16 protein-coding genes are annotated in these 16,716 nt (G+C 46.7%); 14 read left to right on the plus strand and 2 right to left on the minus strand.

The annotated features are described in order from the left end of the window. The first annotated feature begins 157 nt into the window (after positions 1–157). From RKD52_RS02560 to RKD52_RS02595, 8 genes are all read left to right on the plus strand, one after another. Entirely contained in the window at positions 158–1,747 is a 1,590-nt protein-coding gene (locus RKD52_RS02560; RefSeq protein ID WP_454098541.1) for a peptide chain release factor 3, read from the plus strand. Between the two features lie 15 nt (positions 1,748–1,762). Further along, entirely contained in the window at positions 1,763–2,002 is a 240-nt protein-coding gene (locus RKD52_RS02565; protein WP_454098542.1) for a DUF2198 family protein, read from the plus strand. A 244-nt stretch (positions 2,003–2,246) separates the two neighbouring features. Beyond that, positions 2,247–4,229: an excinuclease ABC subunit UvrB gene (gene uvrB / locus RKD52_RS02570; RefSeq protein WP_320154724.1), complete on the plus strand. Its 1,983-nt coding sequence runs from the start codon at positions 2,247–2,249 to the stop codon at positions 4,227–4,229. 6 nt (positions 4,230–4,235) lie between these two features. Then, positions 4,236–7,112: an excinuclease ABC subunit UvrA gene (gene uvrA, locus RKD52_RS02575; protein ID WP_454098543.1), complete on the plus strand. Its 2,877-nt coding sequence runs from the start codon at positions 4,236–4,238 to the stop codon at positions 7,110–7,112. Between the two features lie 797 nt (positions 7,113–7,909). Continuing rightward, positions 7,910–8,230, plus strand: coding sequence for a DUF4870 domain-containing protein (locus RKD52_RS02580; RefSeq protein ID WP_454098544.1), 321 nt, complete (start codon positions 7,910–7,912; stop codon positions 8,228–8,230). Positions 8,231–8,281: 51 nt separating this feature from the next. After that, positions 8,282–9,400, plus strand: a complete 1,119-nt coding sequence (locus RKD52_RS02585; RefSeq protein WP_454098545.1) for a DUF4097 family beta strand repeat-containing protein — start codon at positions 8,282–8,284, stop codon at positions 9,398–9,400. A 6-nt stretch (positions 9,401–9,406) separates the two neighbouring features. Continuing rightward, positions 9,407–9,607, plus strand: a complete 201-nt coding sequence (locus RKD52_RS02590; RefSeq protein WP_454098546.1) for a PspC domain-containing protein — start codon at positions 9,407–9,409, stop codon at positions 9,605–9,607. Positions 9,608–9,609: 2 nt separating this feature from the next. Next, on the plus strand, positions 9,610–9,978 hold the full coding sequence (locus RKD52_RS02595; RefSeq protein WP_454098547.1) for a phage holin family protein: 369 nt from the start codon (positions 9,610–9,612) through the stop codon (positions 9,976–9,978). 26 nt (positions 9,979–10,004) lie between these two features. Here RKD52_RS02595 and mscL read toward each other — a convergent pair whose 3' ends face one another. Beyond that, entirely contained in the window at positions 10,005–10,388 is a 384-nt protein-coding gene (mscL, locus tag RKD52_RS02600) for a large conductance mechanosensitive channel protein MscL (protein ID WP_454098548.1), read from the minus strand. A gap of 113 nt (positions 10,389–10,501) precedes the next feature. On the opposite strand from mscL, the gene RKD52_RS02605 reads away from it, so the two are divergent. Beyond that, positions 10,502–11,407, plus strand: coding sequence for a metallophosphoesterase (locus RKD52_RS02605; RefSeq protein WP_454098549.1), 906 nt, complete (start codon positions 10,502–10,504; stop codon positions 11,405–11,407). A 34-nt stretch (positions 11,408–11,441) separates the two neighbouring features. On the opposite strand, the gene RKD52_RS02610 is transcribed toward RKD52_RS02605, so the two are convergent. Continuing rightward, on the minus strand, positions 11,442–12,143 hold the full coding sequence (locus RKD52_RS02610; RefSeq protein ID WP_454098550.1) for an N-acetylmuramoyl-L-alanine amidase: 702 nt from the start codon (positions 12,141–12,143) through the stop codon (positions 11,442–11,444). A 280-nt stretch (positions 12,144–12,423) separates the two neighbouring features. On the opposite strand from RKD52_RS02610, the gene hprK reads away from it, so the two are divergent. From hprK to RKD52_RS02635, 5 genes are read left to right on the plus strand one after another with little or no spacing between them, the layout of a single operon-like run. Next, on the plus strand, positions 12,424–13,359 hold the full coding sequence (gene hprK, locus RKD52_RS02615) for an HPr(Ser) kinase/phosphatase (RefSeq protein WP_369734438.1): 936 nt from the start codon (positions 12,424–12,426) through the stop codon (positions 13,357–13,359). 23 nt (positions 13,360–13,382) lie between these two features. Then, a complete protein-coding gene (gene lgt / locus RKD52_RS02620) occupies positions 13,383–14,201 on the plus strand; it encodes a prolipoprotein diacylglyceryl transferase (protein WP_454098551.1) in 819 nt (272 codons plus the stop codon). Between the two features lie 4 nt (positions 14,202–14,205). Next, complete coding sequence (locus RKD52_RS02625; protein WP_454098552.1) at positions 14,206–15,156, plus strand: nucleoside recognition domain-containing protein; 951 nt, start codon at positions 14,206–14,208, stop codon at positions 15,154–15,156. Then, entirely contained in the window at positions 15,146–15,787 is a 642-nt protein-coding gene (gene ppaX, locus RKD52_RS02630) for a pyrophosphatase PpaX (protein WP_454098553.1), read from the plus strand. Before RKD52_RS02625 ends, ppaX begins: the two co-directional genes overlap by 11 nt. A gap of 3 nt (positions 15,788–15,790) precedes the next feature. Continuing rightward, the gene (locus RKD52_RS02635) at positions 15,791–16,321 is read left to right on the plus strand and encodes an acyltransferase (protein WP_454098554.1); all 531 of its coding nucleotides are present in this window, start codon (positions 15,791–15,793) and stop codon (positions 16,319–16,321) included. Positions 16,322–16,716 lie beyond the last annotated feature (395 nt).

Below are 16,716 nucleotides of genomic sequence, written 5' to 3' on the forward strand. Positions count from 1 at the left end.
GATACGGTCTTCATTCTTGTAGGCGCTGTCATTATGGCTGCGGTCAATGTTCTTTTCTTCACAGCTCCTGTGTAAAAGAAAGTACGGGCTGAAATTGTTCTATTGCTCTAAATGTGATATATTTCAAACGAAGTAAACTTTGTGAGGGTAATCATATATGAGCATAGATAACGAAATTTCAAAGAGACGGACGTTTGCCATCATCTCCCATCCGGATGCCGGTAAAACAACGTTAACAGAAAAACTCCTGTACTTCGGGAAAGTGATTCGCGAAGCAGGAACAGTAAAAGGGAAGAAGACCGGCAAATTTGCCGCTTCCGACTGGATGGAAATTGAGAAAAAACGCGGCATTTCCGTTACATCAAGTGTAATGAGTTTTCCTTACCATGACTTCCACGTTAATATCCTTGATACTCCTGGACACGAAGATTTCAGTGAGGACACCTACCGCACACTGACGGCAGTTGACAGCGTCGTGATGATTATTGACTCCACTAAAGGGGTTGAGCCTCAGACGATCAAGCTGTTTAAAGTCTGCCGCATGAGAGGCATTCCTATTTTCACCTTTATCAACAAACTTGACCGTGAAGGAAAAGATCCGCTTGAGCTTCTGTCTGAAATTGAAGAAGTGCTCGGCATCGAATCCTATCCAATGAACTGGCCGGTTGGAATGGGCAAGCGGTTCCTTGGAATTATTGACCGCGAGCAGCACACAGTCGTTCAGTTTAAAGGAAACGAGCAGGAGGAAATCATTCCTGCAGATGAAGTGGAAGGCAGCGAAATCGGCAGCCATCCGACATACCTTGAAACGCTTGATGAGCTTGAGCTGCTTGAAGAAGCAGGAAACCAGTTCGACACTGACCGTGTGAAGCGCGGAGAACTGACGCCTGTATTCTTCGGAAGCGCACTTGCAAACTTCGGCGTTAAATCGTTCTTTGACGTGTTTCTTCAGTATGCGGTTCCGCCGCAGCCGAGAAGAACAAATCAGGGCTTTATTTCTCCTGAAACTGAAGAATTTTCAGGCTACATCTTTAAAATCCAGGCCAACATGAACCCGTCTCACCGCGACAGAATCGCCTTCCTTCGCGTGTGTTCCGGCCGCTTTGAGCGCGGAATGAGTGTTCAGCTAAGCAGAACGAACAAAACGCTGAAGCTGAATCAGACCCAGGTATTTATGGCCAAAGACAGAGAAACTGTTGATGAAGCGTTCGCGGGTGATATCATCGGTATCTATGACCCGAACGTCTATCAGATCGGGGATACGCTGACAGCCGGTAAGGAAGGCTATCAGTATGATGAGCTTCCGCAGTTCCCGCCTGAAATGTTCAAAAAAGTGCGCGTGAAAAACGTCATGAAAGCAAAGCAGTTCCGCAAAGGAATTGAACAGCTTGTTCAGGAAGGCGCCATTCAGTACTTCCGCCAGGATTCTACCGACGACATTATTCTCGGTGCAGTCGGACAGCTTCAATATGAAGTGTTCGAATACCGCATGAGAGCGGAATATAACGTCGAAATCGAATTCGTGCCGATGGGCGACCGCATTCCAAGATGGATCGGCAACGACAAGTTCGAAAAGCGCTTCTTCGATTCAAGAAGCCTTCTTGTCCGCGACCGCAACGACCAGTATGCCGTTCTGTTTGAAAACGAATTTACCTTCAGGCATTTCAGTGAAAACCATAAAGACATTCAACTGATCGATCTTCTGCAGGAAAATGACTATCAAAGCTATTCAGCTACAGATAAATAAGCGGGGGCTGATCGCATGTTACTGAAAGCAGCTCTGGCTCTCGTCCTGCCGTTTGTCATTCTCACGCTGTTTGCCCGCGTGACGTATAATCACTACGTGGCAACGGTGCTGACTATCGCCCTGCTTGCTGCAGCCTACACAAAAGGCTACATGGATTCCTGGCTGCTCATCGCTCTTGACGCGGTGTCGGTTATTGCAGGATTCATGTACACAGCTAAAATGGCCAAAAGGACGAGAAATGAAAAAACCAATTAGAACCTGTTCCCTGTGGGAACAGGTTTTTTGTTTTGTCTAAAACAGCCTTCCGGTTTACCGTCCGTCCTAAAAAGGTATTGAAATAAGAAACACAAGCATTTAAATAGCTTTTTCAGGCGATAATGATAAAATCAAACCAAAATGTCGAAAGAAAAATACGAACTATCGTTCGTATTTTTAGTGTTTTTCTCTGCGATTATGGTAAAATATGAATACTGATTACATACGAATGGAGGTCCTCCTGTTGAGCGATCGTTTTGAGTTAGTATCAAATTATAAGCCGGAAGGCGATCAGCCAGCGGCGATCAAACAGCTTGTCCAGGGCATAAAAGACGGGAAGAAACATCAGACTCTTCTTGGGGCAACAGGCACCGGGAAGACGTTTACCGTTTCAAACGTCATTCAGGAAGTGAACAAGCCGACGCTGATTATCGCCCACAATAAAACACTTGCCGGACAGCTGTACAGCGAGTTTAAAGAGTTTTTTCCAAACAATGCAGTCGAATACTTTGTCAGCTACTATGACTATTACCAGCCGGAGGCCTATGTCCCGCAGACGGACACATTCATTGAAAAGGACGCAAGCATTAATGATGAAATCGATAAACTGAGGCACTCCGCTACCGCCTCGTTATTTGAACGAAAAGATGTCATTATTATTGCCAGTGTATCCTGCATATACGGCCTCGGTTCTCCAGAAGAATACCGCGACCTGGTCGTTTCTTTGCGCACGGGCATGGATATTGAACGCAATCAGCTTCTGCGGAAGCTTGTGGATGTACAATATGAACGCAATGACATTGATTTTAAGCGGGGAACGTTCAGGGTGCGCGGGGATGTTGTGGAGATTTTCCCTGCTTCAAGAGACGAACAGTGCATCCGGGTTGAATTCTTCGGGGATGAGATTGACCGCATCCGCGAGGTGGATGCGCTGACCGGTGAAATCCGCGGCGACCGCGAGCATGTCTCGATCTTCCCGGCATCCCACTTCGTTACCCGCGAAGAAAAAATGAGAGTCGCGATCGGAAATATTGAAAAAGAGCTTGAAGAACGGCTGAAAGAGCTTCATGAGAACGGTAAGCTGCTTGAAGCGCAGCGCCTTGAGCAGCGTACGAGATACGACCTTGAAATGATGCGGGAAATGGGCTTTTGCTCGGGGATTGAGAACTACTCAAGGCACCTGACGCTCCGCCCGGCCGGTTCAACGCCTTACACGCTCCTCGACTTCTTTCCGAAGGATTTTATGATTGTTGTCGATGAGTCACATGTGACGATTCCTCAAATCAGAGGGATGTTTAACGGAGACCAGGCGAGAAAGCAGGTGCTTGTCGATCACGGATTCCGCCTGCCGTCAGCCAAAGACAACCGTCCGCTTCAGTTTGACGAGTTTGAAGAACATATCAATAACATCCTGTTTGTATCTGCAACTCCAGGACCTTACGAGCTTGATCATACACCTGAAATGGTGCAGCAGATTATCCGTCCGACAGGGCTCCTTGATCCAACCATTGACGTCAGGCCGATTCAGGGTCAGATTGATGATCTGATCGGAGAGATTCATGCCAGAATTGAACGCAACGAGCGTGTCCTTGTCACGACCCTTACTAAGAAAATGTCAGAGGATCTGACCGATTACCTGAAAGACATCGGCATTAAGGTTAACTACCTGCATTCTGAAATCAAAACGCTCGAGCGGATCGAGATTATCAGGGAGCTGCGCCTCGGGAAGTTTGATGTTCTTATCGGAATCAATCTTCTAAGGGAAGGACTCGACATCCCTGAAGTGTCTCTTGTCGCCATCCTTGATGCGGATAAAGAAGGCTTCCTGAGATCGGAGCGCTCGCTGATTCAGACGATTGGGCGCGCTGCCCGGAACTCAAACGGACACGTTATTATGTATGCCGATAAAATGACGAATTCCATGGAAATTGCCATAAATGAAACAAAACGCAGGCGTGAAACACAGAAGGCTTTCAATGAAAAACACGGCATAGAGCCGAAGACAATCCAGAAAAAAATTGCCGAGACGATTCGCGCTGTTATTGCCCCGGAAGATGCGGAAGAACTGGAATCAGCTCTTCCAAAACTCGGCAAGCTGTCTAAAAAAGAGCGCGAAAAAGTCATACAGCAAATGGAATCAGAGATGAAAGAAGCGGCCAAGGGGCTCAACTTCGAGCGTGCTGCCGAGCTTCGTGATCTGATACTAGAGCTTAAAGCGGAAGGATGAAACTAGATGGCACTCGATAAAATTAGTGTGAAAGGTGCGCGCGCTCACAATTTAAAAAACATAGATGTGACGATTCCGCGGGATAAGCTCGTCGTTTTGACAGGTTTATCAGGCTCAGGAAAATCGTCGCTTGCATTTGATACGATTTATGCGGAAGGGCAGCGGAGATATGTTGAATCGCTCTCTGCATATGCCCGCCAGTTTCTCGGGCAAATGGATAAACCGGACGTTGATTCCATCGAAGGGCTGTCACCTGCCATTTCAATCGACCAGAAAACAACAAGCCGGAATCCCCGTTCCACAGTAGGGACTGTCACAGAAATTTATGATTATCTGAGACTTCTGTTTGCACGCATTGGAAGACCGACGTGCCCAAACCACGATATTGAAATCTCGTCCCAGACAATCGAGCAGATGGTTGACAGAATCCTTGAGTATCCCGAGCGGACAAAGCTTCAGGTGCTTGCACCAATTGTTTCTGGAAGAAAAGGAACACATGCGAAGGTGTTTGAAGATATTAAAAAGCAGGGCTACGTGCGCGTCCGGGTCGACGGGGAAATGATGGAAGTCGGCGATGAGATCAGCCTTGAGAAAAACAAAAAGCACACGATTGAAGTCGTGATTGACCGGATTGTGATAAAAGAGGGAATTTCAGCCCGTTTAGCGGATTCTCTTGAATCTGCCCTCGGCCTTGGGGAAGGCAGGGTTGTCATTGACATCATCGATGAGGAAGAGCTTTTGTTCAGCGAACATCATGCCTGTCCAATCTGCGGTTTCTCAATCGGCGAGCTTGAGCCGAGGATGTTTTCGTTCAACAGCCCGTTTGGCGCCTGCAATGAATGCGACGGACTTGGCACAAAGCTTGAGGTGGACGTTGATCTTGTTATGCCTAATAAAGACCTGTCTTTAAAACAGCATGCGCTCGCACCGTGGGAGCCGACAAGTTCGCAGTACTACCCGCAGCTGCTTGAAGCAGTGTGCAATCACTACGGTGTTCCGATGGATATTCCGGTCAGGGATATACCGGCACACCTTTTAGATAAAGTTCTTTACGGCAGCGGCAGTGATGAAATCTATTTCCGCTATGAAAATGACTTTGGACAGGTGCGTGAAAACTACATTCAGTTTGAAGGGGTAATCCGGAATGTGGAACGCCGCTACAAAGAGACAAGCTCTGATTACATCCGCGAGCAAATGGAGAAATACATGGCTCAGCAGGCATGCCCTAAATGTAAAGGTCACAGACTTAAAAAAGAAAGTCTTGCAGTACTTGTTGACGGAAATCATATCGGAAAGGTCACAGCTCTTTCGGTTCATGAAGCCATCGCTTTCTTTGAAAGCCTGAATTTAACGGAGAAAGAAATGCAGATTGCAAGACTGATCCTCAGGGAACTTGAGGAGAGGCTTGGATTCCTGAACAATGTAGGACTGGACTATCTATCGCTCAGCCGTGCTGCCGGTACTCTTTCCGGCGGCGAAGCCCAGCGGATCAGGCTTGCCACGCAAATTGGCTCCAGACTTACAGGTGTTCTGTACATTCTGGATGAGCCGTCGATCGGCCTTCATCAACGGGATAATGACAGGCTGATTCAGACACTTCAAAGCATGAGGGATATCGGAAATACGCTCATAGTCGTCGAGCATGATGAAGATACAATGATTGCAGCGGATTACTTGATTGATATAGGACCTGGCGCAGGTGTCCACGGCGGGCAGATCATTTCCGAAGGCACGCCGGAGTACGTCATGAATGACAAGAATTCATTGACGGGACAATATCTGTCGGGCAAAAAATTCATTCCTCTGCCGGTTGAGCGCCGCAAACCTGACGGAAGATATATCGAAATCAAGGGCGCGAGCGAAAACAATCTGAAGAATGTCACAACTAAATTCCCACTTGGAACATTTGTGGCCGTAACAGGTGTTTCCGGTTCTGGAAAAAGTACACTTGTGAATGAAATTCTCCACAAGTCCCTTGCCCAAAAGCTGAACGGCGCCAAAACGAAGCCCGGTGAGCATAAGGAAATCAAAGGAATTGAAGAGCTTGATAAGGTCATCGACATTGACCAGTCTCCGATCGGCCGCACGCCGAGGTCAAACCCTGCCACTTATACGGGAGTGTTTGACGACATCCGCGATGTGTTTGCGACGACAAATGAAGCAAAAGTGCGCGGCTACAAAAAAGGGCGTTTCAGCTTCAACGTAAAAGGCGGACGCTGCGAAGCGTGCCGCGGTGACGGAATTATCAAGATCGAGATGCATTTCCTTCCTGATGTGTATGTGCCATGCGAAGTCTGCCACGGGAAACGCTATAACCGCGAGACTCTTGAAGTGAAGTACAAAGACAAAAATATCGCGGATATTCTTGAAATGACGGTTGAGGATGCTGTATCCTTCTTCGAAAATATCCCGAAAATCAAGCGAAAGCTTCAAACCATTTACGATGTTGGACTTGGCTATATCACACTCGGCCAGCCGGCAACCACCCTGTCCGGAGGAGAAGCGCAGCGCGTGAAGCTTGCTTCTGAGCTTCACCGCCGTTCAACTGGACGCTCTCTTTACATTTTGGATGAGCCGACAACAGGCCTTCATGTAGATGACATCTCACGTCTTCTCAAAGTCCTGCAGCGTCTCGTTGAAAATGGCGATACGGTGCTGGTCATTGAACATAACCTGGATGTCATCAAAGCAGCAGACTATCTCATCGACCTCGGCCCTGAAGGCGGAGATCACGGAGGCCAGATCGTTGCTTCAGGCACACCGGAAGAAGTAGTAAAAGTAAAAGGCTCTTATACGGGCAAATATTTAAAACCGATTCTCGAACGCGACCGCGAACGGATGAAAAAAGCATTAAAAGAAAAAGAAGCCGTTGCGAAAGCATAACTGCAGCCCCCATGCCTTATAAGGCGGGGGCTGTTTTTTATATTAGGGGGTATTTCTATTTGCACCGGGCTTTATGACACAAAACACTATACGATGGGGACCATCAATCCTCGGATATTCTTTTTTGGTGGCACTCATCTCCGGGATAGGAACCATCAAGCCAAAGATTTGCCGGTTTATCTCCGAGATAGAAACCATCAATCCAAAGATTTTCCGTTTTGGTGGCACTCATCTCCAGGATAGGAACCATCAATCCAAAGATTTTCTTTTTTGGTGGCACTTATCTCCGGGATAGAAACCATCAAGCCAAAGATTTTCCAGTTTGGTGGCACTTATCTCCGGGATAGGAACCATCAATCCAAAGATTTTCCAGTTTGGTGGCACTTATCTCCGGGATAGAAACCATTAATCCAAAGATTTTCCAGTTTGGTGGCACTTATCATCGGAGATAGGAACCATCAATCCAAAGACTTTCCAGTTTGGTGGCACTTATCTCCGAGATAGGAACCATCAAACCACAGATTATCCGGTTTGGTGGCACTCATCTCCGGGATAGCAACCATCAATCCAAAGATTTTCCAGTTTGGTGGCACTCATCTCCGAGATAGGAACCATCAAACCATAGATTTTCCAATTTGACGGCACTCATCTCCGAGAAAGGGACCATCTTCCCAATCAAAACACACTCAACTCACCCCTGAGATGGCCAGCATTTTGTACTTTTCCGCCTCCAGCCCAAAAAAGAATGAAACTTATCTTTCACTCAGTCGTATACTGTTATAAGGAGCTGACATGAATTGAACACAAATAAACTCTTATCCTCACTTTGTTATTTCAGTATCTTTTTTGCCCCGTTTTTATTTCCGATCATCGTGTACTTTATTGCAGAAGAGCGCGATGTGAAGCAGCACGCTAAAAAGTCGCTGTTTTCTCATTTGGTTCCGCTGTTAACATTGATCCTGCCGTTTTTCATGATGCTGTTTGCAGGTCTTGCCGGTTCTCCTGAGGCATTGGCGGTTGGGATTATGATTTTTGCGTTCATTTTGATTGGGGTTGTCAACATTGCGGTGTTTGTCTACAACATTGTGCAGGGAATTAAAATATTGAAAACCGTATAAGCTTTGAGATGACTCAAGGCTTTGCCATTACATAAATAGGGGGAAGGAATTGTGAAGGATCAGAAGAAACGCATCTTGGAATTGGTTGAGCAAGGAAAGCTGTCAGCAAGCGAAGCGTTAACACTCATTGAAGGTCTTGAATCAGAATATGCCCAAAAAGAGACGGCATCTATGGCCGATCATACTGGTTTTGGCGGGCCGTTTGTTGAAAAAGAAAAAGCTGCGCCGTCCTCTGCCCTGTCGTCAAAACTTGCCTTGTTTATTGATACAGCTGTGAAAAAAGTCAAAGAACTCGATATCGATTCCGCCGTTAAAAAGGTGAAGGAGATGGATCTTGATTTGAACTTTGGCCAATCGGTCAGTGTCCAGCATGTGTATCACTACGAAAATGCGGATATCCGCGATTTGGACATTCAGATTTTAAACGGTAGTGTCACGCTGCAGTCATGGCCGCAGCAAGACGTACGGGCAGAATGTGATATCAAGGTTTACAGAGCTGAAAACGCCGAACAGGCGAAGGATATATTTATCCAAAATACGAACTGCAGCCTCGATGATGGCGCATTCCGTTTTTATACAGAAAAGAAAACCGTTAAAGTCAGCATGACTCTTTATTTACCGGAACAGCAATATGAGCTTGTAAAAATTAAACTGTTTAGCGGTCCCATACGCGGGGAAAATTTAAAGATAAAAGATTTTCGCACTAAAACAGCCAACGGTCTCATCTCCCTTTATTCATTCAAGGGAGAAAAGCTTGAAGCCGAAACGGCAAACGGCCAGATCAGACTTGCCGGAATTGAAGCTGCTCATACAGAAGCAGAAACGATCCACGGCATGATTCAATTTGAAGGGCAATCTGAAAGACTTGATGTCCAGAGCTTTAACGGCAACATGGTACTGAAGCTTGAAGAGCAAACATGCCGAACGCTTTATGCCAAAACTGCAACTGGGAACGTGGAAGTTCTTGTTCCCGTACAGACAGCCATTAACGGCGAACTGAAATCAAATCTTGGATCCGTTTCTGCTGATCTGCCGGATCTTGAAGTACTCTATGAAAAGAATGACTCCATGCAGAAAGAACTGCGTGTTAAATCAGCTGCACAGGAAGGTCCGGTTATGAATCTGATTGCAGATTCAAAAACAGGTTCTATTACGCTGAAAGAGAGGTAATCCATTATGAAGAAGAAATTGTACAGATCGCAATCGAAGAAAATAATTAGCGGGGTGCTTGGCGGACTTTCTGATTACGTCGGCATTGATGCGAATCTTTTGCGGATTTTATTTGTGATTCTACTGCTTACAACAGCTTTCTTCCCGTTTGGCCTTATCTATGTAGCGATGGTCTTCCTTGTGCCGAATGAAGGAGATGTCAGATAGCCATGATTAGATGGGCAGTCAGTATCCTGGTCAATGCATTAATATTAATTGTGGTATCGGGGTATTTTGAATCTTTTCATATTAGCGGTGTGGGCGCTGCGATCATAGCAAGTTTGCTCATTTCCGTTTTAAACGTTTTAGTGAAGCCCTTTTTGATTCTGCTTACACTTCCTGTTACGGTTCTTACTCTTGGTCTTTTCCTGTTTGTCATCAATGCCATTACACTGATGATTGCGCAGGGGATTATGGGGGACTCGTTTAACATTGACGGTTTTGGCACCGCAGTGCTTGCTTCAATCGTAATTTCCCTGCTTCACCTGCTGATTCAAAAAGGGGTTGTTGAACCCCTTCAGGAAAACAAGAAGAAATAGAAAGGGCGGACATTTGTCCGCCTTTTTCAGTGCTCTCTTTCCTGCTGTGTTTTCAGCAAGTCACGAATTTCTGTTAAAAGTTTTTCCTCATTGGTCAGGATAGGGACAGGCTTTTGCTCGTCCTTAGTTTTAAACCGTTCAAATAAGCGGACAAATAAGAACACAGAAAACGCAATGATGAAGAAATCGATAATGGTTTGGATGAAGGCGCCGTACTTTACGATTGCTTTTCCGAAGGCGTAATCCAGTCCGGAAAAGTTTACTCCTCCAATAAGAATCCCGATCAGCGGCATTACGATGTCATTGACAAGAGATGTGACAATTTTGCCGAAAGCTGTACCAATGATAACCCCGACAGCAAGGTCAATGACGTTGCCTTTTATGGCAAACTTTTTAAAATCTTTTAGCATAGATCTGTCTCCTTCTCCTGTTTTTCCATCTCTAGTATAGACCAATGAGGGCAAATGTAAATCCGTCATCATAAGGAGAACGCTCGTGGGCACCCTATAAATGGGTGAATGTCATGAAAAAAATCTGTTTTGCCGTTATGCTCCTATTTAGTGCACTGTCAGCCGGGCCGGCGTATGCAGCCTTTTCGTTTGAAGAGGGAGATGAGACGGTTGTCTGGCTGACGGATACACAGTATTATGCAAAAACCTACCCTGAAATAATGATCAAGCAAATTCAATGGATTATTGAAAACAGGGATCAATACAATATTAAATATGTTTTCCATACAGGCGATCTTGTGAACGAACCGAATGATGAAGTGCAGTGGGAACGGACCGATCAGATCATGAAGATGCTTGATATGACCCGTATTCCCTATGGTGTTCTTGCGGGGAACCATGACCTTGTTCACGGAGACGATCCGTACCGGGTGTTTACAGTCAATTTCGGCTATCACCGGTTTATCAGGCAGCCTTTTTACGGGGGCTCGTTTGAAAATAACCGAGGCCACTACGATCTGCTGACGATCCAGAATCAGCCCTATATTATGATTTATATGGGCTTTGAATTAAACCGCGGAGCGATTAAATGGCTGAACAAAGTGCTCAGGGAATACCGCGGCCACAAAGCGATCCTTGCTTTTCATGATTACTTGAACTTTAAAAGTGAACGCAGTCCGGCCGGGGAGGAACTCTATCAGGAAGTGGTTTTAAAGAACAAAAATGTCCAGCTCGTTCTATCAGGGCATTATTACGGCACAGGGTTCCTTGAAAGCCGGCTGTCGCCCGAGCAGAGGGTCTTTCAGATGCTTGCCAACTATCAGGCGGAAAAGCACGGAGGCAACGGATTTATGAGACTGCTCTTTTTTAAGCCGGATCAAAATCAGATTGGGGTTGATACGTATTCTCCTTATTTGAATAAATTCCGGTCCAAAAAGAAGCTTCCAAAAGAGCGCTTCCTGCTAGAGTTAAAAGAGTAGAGACAGCCTGTGCGGCTGTCTCTGCTCAAGTTTCTTATTCAGAAAGCACGATCACACTGTACCCTTTGCTTCTGAGCTCATCTGCCAGTACATCTGCGTTTGCTTTTTCAGCAAAGGCGCCGACTTGGACTTTGTAAAGCTTGCCCGGTGATGGTGAGGGAGCAGGAGCGGGCGGTGCTTTTTTCTTCAAGTTGTAAAAGGCGGCAAGGGCTTCTGTGATGGCTTCCGCACATCGTTTCCGGTATGCGGCTGACTTCAGAGCCTGAGCTTCCTCCTGATTGGTCATAAAGCCGCATTCAATCAGAATGGCTGTCATCTTTGTTTCGCGCAAAACCTGGAAGTTTGCCGCTTTTACTCCGCGGTCTGTCCGCTTCGTTTTTTCAATCAGCTCTTTCTGAACGGCGTTTGCAAGGGCAAGTGCCTGCTGCGGCCTTGAATCATGTACATATGTCTCGATTCCTTTTACGTCATTCCATGCGTTGCCGCTTCCGAATGCATTCGCATGGATTGAAACGAATGCATCACAAAGTTCCGTATTGGCTTTGTCGGTTCTTTCCTGCAGCGGGACATCACGCGCGTCTGAGTGTGTAAACAGTACCGTGACATTTTCGTAGCCTGCAAGGAGCGTTCTCATTTCATTTGCCACAGCACGGTTGAATTCGTATTCTCTCATCCCGTCTACTGTCCGTTTTCCGGGAGTAGTGTAGCCGTGTCCGGCATCAATGGCTATTTTCACGTGCAGTCCTCCTAGTAAAATTCTTTTCTCTAGTAATATATGGCGTTCGGTATGCTAGAGTAGCGGTGTTTGTCCCGCCCTTTTATAAAAATTTGGAGGCCGGGGAATCCCGGTTTCCGTTTAAAAGGCAAAAGTGCTAAAATAAGAAGGGATTTTAATTGTCCTTCTGAATAAGAAAAAAGGCATGGATGCAAGAGTCATGATCTGGCATCGGTGCCAGTCAGGCAAAGGTTTATGCTCATAAAATACTTTCTATTTTTAGAAATAAGGAGGAACTTGCATGGCGAAAGTTCGCACGAAAGATTTAATTGAAAAGTTCCATTTAGAGCTCATCAGCGGTGAAGAAGGTGTTAACCGGCCGATTACGACGAGTGACCTGTCCCGCCCGGGTTTGGAAATGGCAGGATTTTTTACATACTATCCGAAAGAGCGTGTCCAAATACTAGGAAAAACAGAATTGACATTTTTTCAGAAGCTGACGGACGAGGAAAAAATGAAGCGCATGGATCAGCTCTGCACGGACTCTACTCCGGCTATCATTGTCTCACGCGAGATGGAGATTCCGAAAGAACTGACAGATGCATCTGAAGAAAAATCGGTGCCTGTTCTCCGTTCCCCGTTAAAAACAACGCGCCTATCAAGTCATCTGACGAATTTTCTTGAAGGGAAGCTTGCGCCGACAACGGCTGTGCACGGTGTTTTGGTTGACGTGTACGGAGTCGGTGTCCTGATTGTCGGAAAAAGCGGCGTGGGAAAAAGTGAAACCGCTCTTGAACTTGTTAAGCGCGGCCACCGCCTAGTCGCAGATGACTGTGTAGAAATACGACAGGAGGATCAGGATACGCTGATTGGGAATGCACCTGACTTGATTGAGCATCTGCTTGAGATCCGCGGTCTTGGCATCATTAACGTCATGACGCTTTTCGGAGCAGGCGCAGTCCGCAGCTATAAACGGATTACCCTCATCATCGATCTTGAAATCTGGGATCCGAAAAAGCAATACGACCGACTTGGTCTTGATGAAGAAAAAATGAAAATTATTGATACAGATGTTCCGAAGCTGACAGTTCCTGTCCGTCCCGGAAGAAACCTTGCCGTTATCATTGAAGTGGCTGCGATGAACTTCAGACTGAAGCGCATGGGCCTGAATGCTGCCGAACAGTTTACAAATAAGTTAACGGATGTCATTACAGATACTGAACACGATGACGCATAATCATCTATAGGGGGAAAGAAAGCATGGAGGAGAATTTTACGCCGATTGATCCGGTGTTTCTGGAGCTTGGACCGATTCAGGTGCACTGGTACGGTCTGATCATTGGAGTGGGAGCGCTTCTCGGCTTGTGGCTTGCGGTGCGCGAGAGTGAGAGAAGAGGGCTTCATAAGGATACATTTGTTGATCTTGTCTTATTTGCGATTCCGATTGCGATTATCTGCGCGCGGATCTACTACGTGATTTTTCAATGGGACTATTACTCTCAGAATCCGGGAGATATCGTGAAGATCTGGAACGGCGGCCTTGCGATTCACGGCGGTCTGATCGGCGCATTTGTGACGGGTTTTGTGTTTGCCAAAGTGAAAAAAATTTCGTTTTGGAAGCTTGCCGATATTGGCGCGCCGAGCATCATTTTAGGTCAGGCGATCGGCCGGTGGGGCAATTTCATTAACCAGGAAGCACACGGAGGCGAGGTTACCCGCCAGTTCCTTGAAGGGTTATATTTGCCGGAGTTCATTATTAATCAAATGTATATTGACGGGACTTACTATCACCCGACGTTCCTGTATGAATCACTGTGGAACTTTGCCGGATTCGCCGTTTTGATGCTTCTCCGAAAAGCGAATCTGCGCCGCGGCGAGCTGTTTCTCACCTATATCATCTGGTATTCAGTCGGACGCTATTTTATCGAAGGCATGCGTACGGACAGCCTGATGCTGACTGAGTCACTCCGCATCGCCCAGGTTATTTCACTCGGCCTGATTGCTGCTGCGATTGCTGTTTTGATTTTCAGAAGAGTCAAAGGCTATTCAAAGGAACGTTATTTAGAATCAGCTGAATAAGGGGATGTTTCTGATTACTAGCTTAAAAAAGGGATTTCAGGCAGGGCTTCAGACAACTTGGACGCTTGGAAAGGTGATTTTCCCCGTTACGCTGATCGTCAGCCTGCTTCAGCACACACCCGTTCTTCCCTGGCTGATTAAGCTGATTCAGCCGGTCATGGGGATTTTCGGGCTTTCAGGGGAAGCGGCCATTCCGCTTGTGCTTGGCAATATGCTGAATCTGTATGCGGGAATTGCTGCGATTTTAACGCTTGATTTATCGGTGAAAGAAGTATTTATCTTAGCTGTCATGCTTTCTTTTTCACATAATTTGATTATTGAATCCACCGTGGCTGCCAAAGTCGGCATCAAGATCTGGGTGATTCTGCTTGTCAGAATCAGTCTTGCTGTCAGCTCGGCGATTATGATCAATCTCCTGTGGAAAGGCGGAGCAGAGACGGCTCAGTACGGGTTTATTCCGAAGCAGGCGGCTGCTCCGGAAGGCTATCTGGAGATTGGGCTCAGCGCCGTTCAAAAAGCAGGCCTCGGTATCGTGCAGCTTGCGCTGATCGTCATTCCTCTGATGGTCGTTATTCAGTATTTGAAGGACAAAGGTTTCCTGACGGCCTTTTCAAGATGGATGGCGCCTGTCACAAGAATGCTCGGCATGAAGGAAAATACCTCTATGACGATGGTTGCGGGTTTAACAATCGGTCTCGCGTATGGTGCCGGAGTCATGATCAAAGCGGTGGAAGAGGACGGGGTCAGCTACAGAGACCTGACGCTTGCTTTTATTTTTCTCGTGTCCTGCCATGCGGTTGTTGAGGATACGCTGATTTTCGTACCTCTCGGCATTCCTGTGCTTCCGCTGTTGATTATCAGGATTGTGACAGCCGTTCTTTTGACAATGGCAGTCGGGGCGATCTGGGACAGATTTGAACATACAAGCAGAAAGGAAGCAACTTATGAAAATTAACACCGTATTGTTTGATCTGGACGGAACATTGATCAACACAAATGACTTAATTATTGAATCATTCCTGCATACGTTAAATCTTTACTATCCAAATCAATACGGGCGGGAGGATGTGCTTCCGTTTCTTGGCCCGACTCTTCGTGAGACGTTCGTGAAAATGGATCCGATGCGCGTAGATGAAATGATCAGCACCTACCGCACATTTAACCATGATCAGCACGACCGGCTTGTCACACAGTTTGAAACGGTGTACGAAACGGTTCAGGCTCTGCATGAAAAAGGCTTCAAGCTTGGCATCGTAACGACGAAAATCCGGAACACCGTGAACATGGGGCTTGAGCTGACCGGACTCGGCAAGTTCTTTGAAACGGTCGTCACACTTGATGATGTGAAACATGCGAAGCCTCATCCTGAACCCGTCCTGCTTGCTCTCGAAAAGCTGAATGCTTCCCCCGAAGTGGCGATAATGGTCGGCGACAATTACCATGATATTGATGCGGGAAAAGCAGCTGGGACCAAGACAGCCGGTGTAGCATGGACCATCAAGGGAGCAGCGTATTTGGAAGGCTTTCAGCCGGACTACATGCTTAACAAGATGAGCGATCTGTTAAGCGTGCTTGGAGAGGAATAACTCTTGAGAAGAACGACTAGGTATCCTGTTAAAGGCCCGAATTCACTCTGGCACGTTTATAAAACCGTACCTTTCTGGAAGGTTGTCCGCAATTTCACTGTCATCCAGCTTGCGCGCTACACACCGTTCTTATCCATGAAAAATTGGATGTACCGCAGGCTCCTCGGCATGAAGGTCGGCGAGCAGACATCCTTTGCCCTGATGGTGATGCTTGATGTGATGTTTCCGGAAAAAATTAAAGTCGGCAGAAATACGGTCATCGGCTACAATACCACGCTGCTTGCCCACGAATACTTAATCCGCGAGTACAGGCTTGGGGACATCGTAATCGGCGACGAAGTCATGATTGGCGCAAACTCCACCGTTCTCCCCGGAGTTGAAATAGGCGACGGTGCCATCGTCTCTGCCGGCACCCTTGTCCACAAAGACGTACCCGCAGGAGCATTCGCCGGAGGCAACCCGATGAGAATCATCTACACAAAAGAAGAAATGGCGGAACGGAATGAAAAAGATCCGCTTCGCGAAAAACAATGACACTGGCTGCGGCCAGTGTTTTTTTGTTGGTTTCTTTTTAAAATTTGCGTCATTAGTATATTTAAACGGAAATCCGATGAGCGAAAAACAGTGGGAGGGGCACAAAAACAGTTGGATTGTTCCCTTCAGCGAGGGGAAACCAGAGTTAGGCCCGAAGCAGAGCTTTAAATTTAAATCACCAGTGGACTGCAGCGGAAGAAACTTGACTCCTGCGGGATGAAGAGGGCTCTGAAGATCCCGCAAGCGCAGCGAGGAAGCTTCAGGCACTCCCCGCGGAAAGCAAGTTTCTGGAGCGAAAGGGAACGGGTACGCTTTGAAATCTACAATCAGCTTAATAACAGACTGCTATTAAAAAAAGACAAAAAAAGGACCGGCCTGCAACATCCAGGCCGGTT

This window comes from Metabacillus sp. SLBN-84 (assembly GCF_053629595.1).

Bases quoted from the DNA above. Each gene is read 5' to 3' on its own strand.
- hprK (WP_369734438.1), top strand. From the start codon at position 12,424: ATGGCGAAAGTTCGCACGAAAGATTTAATTGAAAAGTTCCATTTAGAG.
- RKD52_RS02605 (WP_454098549.1), top strand. From the start codon at position 10,502: ATGAAAAAAATCTGTTTTGCCGTTATGCTCCTATTTAGTGCACTGTCA.
- mscL (WP_454098548.1), bottom strand. From the start codon at position 10,388: ATGCTAAAAGATTTTAAAAAGTTTGCCATAAAAGGCAACGTCATTGAC.
- ppaX (WP_454098553.1), top strand. From the start codon at position 15,146: ATGAAAATTAACACCGTATTGTTTGATCTGGACGGAACATTGATCAAC.
- uvrA (WP_454098543.1), top strand. From the start codon at position 4,236: ATGGCACTCGATAAAATTAGTGTGAAAGGTGCGCGCGCTCACAATTTA.
- RKD52_RS02595 (WP_454098547.1), top strand. From the start codon at position 9,610: ATGATTAGATGGGCAGTCAGTATCCTGGTCAATGCATTAATATTAATT.
- RKD52_RS02565 (WP_454098542.1), top strand. From the start codon at position 1,763: ATGTTACTGAAAGCAGCTCTGGCTCTCGTCCTGCCGTTTGTCATTCTC.
- RKD52_RS02590 (WP_454098546.1), top strand. From the start codon at position 9,407: ATGAAGAAGAAATTGTACAGATCGCAATCGAAGAAAATAATTAGCGGG.
- lgt (WP_454098551.1), top strand. From the start codon at position 13,383: ATGGAGGAGAATTTTACGCCGATTGATCCGGTGTTTCTGGAGCTTGGA.
- RKD52_RS02560 (WP_454098541.1), top strand. From the start codon at position 158: ATGAGCATAGATAACGAAATTTCAAAGAGACGGACGTTTGCCATCATC.
- RKD52_RS02625 (WP_454098552.1), top strand. From the start codon at position 14,206: ATGTTTCTGATTACTAGCTTAAAAAAGGGATTTCAGGCAGGGCTTCAG.